This is a genomic window from Burkholderia sp. APQ4-4ca (genome assembly GCF_057837105.1).
This window is the reverse complement of the sequence record NZ_JBYQCG010000217.1, coordinates 1-7,540: the sequence shown is the minus strand read 5'-3', so window position 1 is coordinate 7,540 and position 7,540 is coordinate 1. Positions and strand designations below refer to the sequence as shown.

The 7,540-nt window shown below is 62.5% G+C and carries 9 protein-coding genes; all 9 read left to right on the top strand.

Translation table 11 applies throughout. The annotated features are described in order from the left end of the window. Positions 1 to 844, top strand: an 844-nt coding sequence (locus tag AC3IFE_RS23185) for an SLC13 family permease (protein WP_489192233.1), incomplete at its 5' end; no start/stop codon positions are given. Positions 845 to 1,412: 568 nt separating this feature from the next. Continuing rightward, the gene (locus AC3IFE_RS23180; protein WP_050015828.1) at positions 1,413 to 1,937 is read left to right on the top strand and encodes an ATP synthase subunit I; all 525 of its coding nucleotides are present in this window, start codon (positions 1,413 to 1,415) and stop codon (positions 1,935 to 1,937) included. 110 nt (positions 1,938 to 2,047) lie between these two features. Next, positions 2,048 to 2,899, top strand: coding sequence for a F0F1 ATP synthase subunit A (atpB, locus tag AC3IFE_RS23175; RefSeq protein WP_089466317.1), 852 nt, complete (start codon positions 2,048 to 2,050; stop codon positions 2,897 to 2,899). 75 nt (positions 2,900 to 2,974) lie between these two features. Continuing rightward, the gene (atpE, locus tag AC3IFE_RS23170; protein WP_006482730.1) at positions 2,975 to 3,244 is read left to right on the top strand and encodes a F0F1 ATP synthase subunit C; all 270 of its coding nucleotides are present in this window, start codon (positions 2,975 to 2,977) and stop codon (positions 3,242 to 3,244) included. Between the two features lie 129 nt (positions 3,245 to 3,373). After that, positions 3,374 to 3,844 carry a F0F1 ATP synthase subunit B gene (locus AC3IFE_RS23165; RefSeq protein WP_006477283.1) on the top strand — a complete coding sequence of 157 codons (471 nt, stop codon included), beginning with the start codon at positions 3,374 to 3,376 and terminating at the stop codon, positions 3,842 to 3,844. A gap of 2 nt (positions 3,845 to 3,846) precedes the next feature. Further along, a complete protein-coding gene (locus AC3IFE_RS23160) occupies positions 3,847 to 4,386 on the top strand; it encodes a F0F1 ATP synthase subunit delta (protein ID WP_006477284.1) in 540 nt (179 codons plus the stop codon). Between the two features lie 44 nt (positions 4,387 to 4,430). After that, positions 4,431 to 5,972 carry a F0F1 ATP synthase subunit alpha gene (gene atpA / locus AC3IFE_RS23155; RefSeq protein WP_014895499.1) on the top strand — a complete coding sequence of 514 codons (1,542 nt, stop codon included), beginning with the start codon at positions 4,431 to 4,433 and terminating at the stop codon, positions 5,970 to 5,972. A gap of 119 nt (positions 5,973 to 6,091) precedes the next feature. Continuing rightward, the gene (gene atpG / locus AC3IFE_RS23150) at positions 6,092 to 6,967 is read left to right on the top strand and encodes a F0F1 ATP synthase subunit gamma (protein WP_034209645.1); all 876 of its coding nucleotides are present in this window, start codon (positions 6,092 to 6,094) and stop codon (positions 6,965 to 6,967) included. Positions 6,968 to 7,033: 66 nt separating this feature from the next. Continuing rightward, positions 7,034 to 7,540: F0F1 ATP synthase subunit beta (locus tag AC3IFE_RS23145; protein ID WP_489192227.1), on the top strand; the 507-nt coding region annotated here is incomplete at its 3' end.

Here is a 7,540-nt window from a genome sequence, read left to right as displayed (position 1 = left end):
CGCGGTGTTGTCGATGTGGCTCACCAACGACGTCGCGCTGTTCGTCGTCGTGCCGTTGATGGTGTCGCTGCGCGCACTGACTCCGCTACCGTTCCGGCGGCTCGTGATCGTCGTCGCGCTGGCCGTCAATGCGGGCTCCGTCGCGACACCGCTCGGCAATCCGCAGAATCTTTTCCTGTGGCAATTGAGCGGCGTGTCGTTCGGCCGCTTCGTGGTCACGCTCGGGCCGCTCGCCGTCGCGCTGATGGCGCTGCTGCTCGTGCTGACCGCGGTGATGTTCCGCGCGAAGCCGCTCGACTTGTCCGGCGACGTCGCGGCCGTTCCCGTCCAACGCATGCACGCGCTGATCGCGGCGGTGCTGTTCGCCGCGTTCGTGCTGCTCGCCGATGCGCATCATCCGCTGCCGGGCCTCGTCGGGGTCGCGATCGTGCTGCTCGCCGTCAAACGCGACGCAGTCCTGAAGATCGACTGGCTGCTGCTGCTGATCTTCGTGCTGATGTTCGTCGTGTTGCGCAGCGCGGCCGCGCTGCCTGTCGTGCACGATGCGATCGCGCACGCACAACTCGATTCGCCGCTGCGCGTCTATGCCGCCGGCGCCGTGTTGTCGCAGGTGATCAGCAACGTGCCGGCCGCGATCCTGCTGTCGGAGTTCACGCACGACTGGCGCGCGCTTGCATTCGGCGTATCGATCGGCGGCTTCGGTTTCGCGATCGGTTCGCTCGCGAACCTGATCGCGGTGCGTCTCGCGAAGGAGCCGCGCATGTGGCTACCGTTTCACCTCGTTTCGATTCCGTTCGCGCTGTTGAGCGCGGTGCTTGGCGCGTGGCTGCTCATGCACGGTTGAGCGAGGCCAGTGCGGGCGGCACAGGTGAGCCGTTCGAGTGGTGGCAGGGCGCACGGCGTTCGTAGTGATCGAGCATTGTGGATAAGCGTTGCATTCTACAGTCGAACGTCTGTGGCGGCGCGACAACTGATTGGCTGAATCGATGCCTGAACATCCGGTCGAATTTCGCGCGTCGCGCGCGGTGGTTCGGTCATCGCGCGTTGCGGGTTCCACGGCGTCGCGCCGAGTCGTTTCCGATGGCTGCATGGCGGCGCATTCCCGGCGGCGATGGCACCGCTTCCGCGTGGCCCGCCTCGGGCATCGTTTCCCCGCAATTTACCCCCTCACCGGACTTTTTCGCGCAAGAAGTACCGGTGCAAAAAATCGACCTTACAACTGTCATCGTACGTCGTCGAATCGGGCGTTTTTCCACATCATGAGGCGTCGTTTTACACAGGTTTTTGTCGCGTCTAAAGCCTTGAATCACTTGCAACTATCGCTTACAATCGCCCGGATTTGTTAGCTAGGCACCCCTGAAAGCTTTCGGAAAGCTTGGGGTCGGGTTCAAGGATTTCAGCGGAAGATTGCGATGGCGGGTCAGGCGCCGGACGACAGGCACGATGATCAGCGCACGCAACGCACCGCTTCGGCGGCCGGCGAGCGGCGTGAATCCGACGATGACTGGGATGTCGAGCAGCAAGATAACAACATCGTTCCGCTGACGCGGGCCGAGGCCGAAAGGCTGTTTGGCCCGAACGTGAGCAAGCCCTCGCGCGTGACCCCCTACAAGGTGGTGTTCGCGCAAGTGGTCCTGTCCCTGGTTGCAACGCTGGCGTGGTGGCTGTTTTCGAAGTCGCCGGGCGCCGCTGCGCAATCCGCGTTTCTGGGCGGAGCGATCGGCTGGGTGCCCAGTGCGGTATTCGTGGCGCGACTGAAGGCAGGTGGCTCGGCCACCGTGATGAGCTGGGTGATGGGCGAAGCCCTGAAGCTCGCTCTGACGATCGGGATGTTCACCGCGGTGGCGTTCGGCTGGGCCGGCGTGCACTGGGTGCCGTTCCTCGTCACGTACCTCGTCGTGCTGAAGACGTACTGGATCGCGCTGGCCTGGCGGTAAGAAACAAGCAGCGTGCGGTTTCGACAACGAACCGCACCGGCCCGTTCCCGCAATAGCGTGTTGCGGAACGGGGCAAAACGATTTTCGACAATTTGGGTGGCATTAACGATATGGCAGCTAGCGAAGGCACGCGCGGTCCGGATCCGTCCGAGTACATTGCGCACCACTTGCAGAATTTCTCCACCTCGCATCAGACGTCGATTTTCGACATTCACGTCTGGAATATCGACACGCTGTTCTGGTCGATCGTTTGCGGCATCGTGACGATCGTCCTGCTGCGTCTGGCCGCCCGCAAGGCGACGTCGGGCGTGCCGGGCCGTTTCCAGTGCGCGATCGAGATGCTCGTCGAAATGGTCGAAGACCAGTCGAAGGCCATCGTCCACGGCAATCGCACCTTCATCGCGCCGCTCGCCCTCACGGTATTCGTGTGGGTCGCGCTGATGAACTCCCTCGACTTTCTCCCGGTCGACCTGCCGGGCCGCGTGATCGGCCTGCTCGGTCTGTCGGACGTGATTTCCCACCATCGCATCGTCCCGACGGCCGACCTGAACGGCACGCTCGGCATCGCGCTCGGCGTGTTCGTCCTGATGATCTACTACAGCATCAAGATCAAGGGCGCGGGCGGCTTTGCGCATGAGCTGCTGTCGGCCCCGTTCGGCGGCCACCCGCTGCTGTGGATCCCGAACCTCGCGCTCAACATCGTCGAATACGTTGCAAAGACCGTTTCGCTCGGCATGCGGCTGTTCGGCAACATGTACGCGGGTGAGCTGTTGTTCCTGTTGATCGCCCTGCTCGGCAGCATGTGGAGCTTCGGTGGCGACGCAACGTTCCTCGGCTTCGTTGGTCATGTGATCGCGGGTAGCGTCTGGGCAATCTTCCACATCCTGATTGTTCTGTTGCAGGCATTCATTTTCATGATGCTGACGCTGGTGTATCTCGGCCAGGCGCACGACACGCACTAAGCGCGGCGTGCAACAAAGAGTCTTCGTTTTAGTTTTTTAAATCTCAGTTCCAAGTCTTTTCACAAAGGAGTGATCATGCAAGCTTACATCGCCAACATCCAGGGTCTGACCGCCATCGGTATCGGCATCATCATCGGCCTGGGTGCAATCGGCGCCTGTATCGGTATCGCGCTGATGGGTGGCAAGTACATCGAAGCCTGCGCACGTCAGCCGGAACTCATCAACCCGCTGCAAACGAAGATGTTCCTGCTGGCTGGTCTGATCGACGCTGCATTTCTGATCGGCGTTGGTGTCGCAATGCTGTTCGCGTTTGCGAACCCGCTCCTGTCGAAGCTCGCAGGCTAAGGTTCCTCGGAAATATGCGTCCGGCGTGAGCCGGCGCAGGGCGGAACGGAGACTTGGGGCGCTGATCGAATGCAACTCGATGAGCGCCTTACCGTTTCATTTTTCCGGAATAGCAGATAAGGAAACACCGTGAATCTCAACGCAACTCTGTTTGCGCAAATGGTCGTGTTCCTGGTCCTCGCGTGGTTCACGATGAAATTCGTGTGGCCGCCGTTGATCAACGCCCTCGACGAACGTTCGAAGAAGATCGCCGACGGCCTCGCCGCCGCGGAGAAGGGCAAGGCGGAACTCGACGCAGCGCACAAGCGCGTGGACCAGGAACTCGCGCAGGCCCGCAACGACGGCCAGCAGCGCATCGCCGACGCTGAAAAGCGTGCGCAGGCGGTCGCCGAGGAAATCAAGGCCAACGCCCAGGCTGAAGCCGCCCGCATCGTCGCCCAGGCGAAGGCGGAAGCAGAACAGCAAATCGTGAAGGCGCGCGAAGCGCTGCGTGGCGAAGTCGCCGCGCTGGCCGTGAAGGGCGCCGAGCAGATCCTGAAGCGCGAAGTCGATCAAACGGCCCACGCCCAACTGCTGAATCAACTGAAAGCCGAGCTCTGATCATGGCCGAACTTGCAACCATCGCCCGCCCTTACGCAGAAGCGCTGTTCCGCGTGGCCGAGGGCGGTGACATCGCCGCCTGGTCCACGCTCGTGCAAGAGCTGGCCCAGGTTGCGCGTCTGCCGGAAGTACTGTCGGTCGCGTCGAGCCCGAAGGTGACGCGCACGCAAGTAGCCGAGTTGCTGCTTGCTGCGGTGAAGTCGCCCGTCGCGGCCGGCGCCGAAGCGAAGAACTTCGTGCAGATGCTGGTCGACAATCATCGCATCGCGCTGCTGCCGGAAATTGCCGAGCAGTTCGAGGCGCTCAAGAACGAACGTGAAGGCGCAGCCGACGCCGAGATCGTGAGCGCGTTCCCGCTGAACGGCGCGGATCTCGACAGTCTCGTCTCGGGCCTCGAACGCAAGTTCAAGCGCAAGCTGAAACCGACGGTCGAAGTCGATTCGTCGCTGATCGGCGGCGTGCGCGTGACGGTCGGCGACGAAGTGCTCGACACCTCGGTTCGCGCGCGCCTCGCATCGATGCAGGCTGCCTTGACCGCCTGAGCGCCACGCCGGCACGCAACAGAATTGACTATCAGGAGCGAATAATGCAACTCAATCCCTCTGAGATCAGCGAGCTGATCAAGAGCCGGATCCAGGGCCTTGAAGCGAGCGCGGACGTTCGCAACCAGGGCACCGTGATCTCCGTGACCGACGGTATCGTGCGCATCCACGGCCTGTCGGACGTGATGCAGGGCGAAATGCTCGAGTTTCCGGGCAACACGTTCGGTCTCGCGCTGAACCTCGAGCGCGACTCGGTCGGCGCGGTGATTCTCGGCGAATACGAACACATCTCGGAAGGCGACATCGTCAAGACGACGGGCCGCATTCTCGAAGTCCCGGTTGGCCCGGAACTCGTCGGCCGCGTGGTCGACGCGCTCGGCAACCCGATCGACGGCAAGGGCCCGGTCAACGCGAAGCTGACCGACGCGATCGAAAAGATCGCCCCGGGCGTGATCTGGCGCAAGTCGGTGTCGCAGCCGGTGCAGACGGGCATCAAGTCGATCGACGCGATGGTGCCGATCGGCCGTGGCCAGCGTGAGCTGATCATCGGCGACCGTCAGTGCGGCAAGACTGCGGTGGCGCTCGACGCGATCATCAACCAGAAGGGCAAGGACCTGATCTGTATCTACGTCGCGATCGGCCAGAAGGCTTCGTCGATCATGAACGTGGTGCGCAAGCTCGAAGAAACGGGCGCGATGGAATACACGATCGTCGTCGCCGCTTCGGCATCGGATTCGGCTGCCATGCAGTACCTGGCACCGTACGCCGGCTGCACGATGGGCGAATACTTCCGCGACCGCGGCCAAGATGCGCTGATCATCTATGACGACTTGACCAAGCAGGCTTGGGCATACCGTCAGATCTCGCTGCTGCTGCGCCGCCCGCCGGGCCGTGAAGCGTACCCGGGCGACGTGTTCTATCTGCACTCGCGTCTGCTCGAGCGTGCGGCGCGCGTGTCGGAAGAGTACGTCGAGAAGTTCACGAACGGCGAAGTGAAGGGCAAGAGCGGCTCGCTGACGGCACTGCCGGTCATCGAAACGCAGGCTGGCGACGTGACCGCGTTCGTTCCGACGAACGTGATCTCGATTACCGACGGCCAGATCTTCCTGGAAACCGACCTGTTCAACGCAGGCATCCGCCCGGCAATCAACGCCGGCGTGTCGGTGTCGCGCGTCGGTGGCGCCGCGCAGACGAAGGTCGTGAAGAAGCTGTCGGGCGGTATCCGTACCGACCTCGCGCAGTACCGTGAACTGGCCGCATTCGCGCAGTTCGCATCGGACCTCGACGAAGCGACCCGCAAGCAGCTCGAGCGCGGCCGCCGCGTGACGGAACTGCTGAAGCAGCCGCAGTACCAGCCGCTGCAGGTCTGGGAACTGGCCGTGTCGCTGTACGCCGCGAACAACGGCTACCTCGACGATCTCGACGTCAAGCAAGTGCTGTCGTTCGAGAAGGGCCTGCGCGACAACCTGAAGACCAGCCACGCTGACCTCATCAAGCGCATCGAAGACACCAAGGATCTCTCGAAGGACGACGAAGGCGCGCTGCGCTCGGCGATCGAATCCTTCAAGAAGTCCGGTGCCTATTGATCCGCGAGTGACACACCGAGGCCGCGCGGGGGCTGACGCACCCGCGCCGCTTCGGTGAGCGATGCATGAGTCCCGAGTAAAGCGCCAAAGCGCTAACTCGGGGCGCAAAGGAGCAAGCTATGGCTGGAATGAAGGAAATTCGCGGCAAGATCAAGAGCGTGCAGAACACGCGCAAGATCACGAAGGCGATGGAGATGGTGGCTGCATCGAAGATGCGTCGCGCGCAGGAACGCATGCGCGCCGCTCGTCCGTATGCAGACAAGGTCCGTGCCATCGCCGCGCACATGAGCCGTGCGAACCCCGAGTACCGCCACCCGTTCATGGTGGCGAACGACGGCGCGCAGACGGCCGGCATCATCCTCGTCACGACGGACAAGGGTCTGTGCGGTGGTCTGAACACCAACGTGCTGCGTGCGACGGTGCAGAAGTTCAAGGAGCTGGAAGAGAAGGGCCAGAAGGTCGAAGCCACCGCGATCGGCGGCAAGGGCCTCGGGTTCCTGAACCGCTTCGGCGCGAAGGTGATGTCGCAGGTCGTGCACCTGGGCGACACCCCGCACCTGGACAAGCTGATCGGCGCCGTGAAGACGCAGCTCGATCTGTACTCGGAAGGCAAGCTGTCGGCGGTTTATATCGCTTACACGCGCTTCGTCAACACGATGAAGCAGGAAGCCGTGATCGAGCAGCTGCTGCCGCTGTCGTCGGAACACTTCGAAGCCGATGACGGTACGCCGGCGACGTCGTGGGACTACATCTACGAGCCGGACGCGCAGGCCGTCGTCGACGAACTGCTCGTGCGTTACGTCGAGGCGCTGGTGTACCAGGCCGTCGCGGAAAACATGGCGTCCGAGCAATCGGCGCGCATGGTCGCGATGAAGGCCGCGTCCGACAACGCGAAGACGGTGATCAGTGAACTGCAGCTCGTATACAACAAGAGCCGTCAGGCCGCGATCACGAAAGAACTGTCGGAGATCGTCGGCGGCGCAGCCGCTGTTTAAGCGCGCGCCCGGGACGACAACTGCGCCTTTGCGCGAGTAAAGAATCAGGTATTTAAAGGAAAAGCGATGAGTACTGCTGCTTTGGTAGAAGGCAAGATCGTACAGTGCATCGGCGCCGTTATCGACGTGGAATTCCCGCGCGACAGCATGCCGAAGATCTACGACGCGCTCATTCTCGATGGCTCGGAACTGACGCTCGAAGTCCAGCAACAGCTGGGCGACGGCGTGGTCCGTACCATTTGTCTGGGTGCATCCGACGGCCTGCGCCGCGGCCTGACCGTGAAGAACACGGCAAAGCCGATCTCGGTGCCGGTCGGCAAGCCGACCCTCGGCCGTATCATGGACGTGCTCGGCCGTCCGATCGACGAAGCCGGCCCGATCGAAAGCGAAACGACGCGTTCGATCCACCAGAAGGCTCCGGCGTTCGACGAACTGTCGCCGTCGACTGAACTGCTCGAAACGGGTATCAAGGTCATCGACCTGATCTGCCCGTTCGCGAAGGGCGGCAAGGTCGGCCTGTTCGGCGGTGCTGGCGTGGGCAAGACCGTCAACATGATGGAACTCATCAACAAC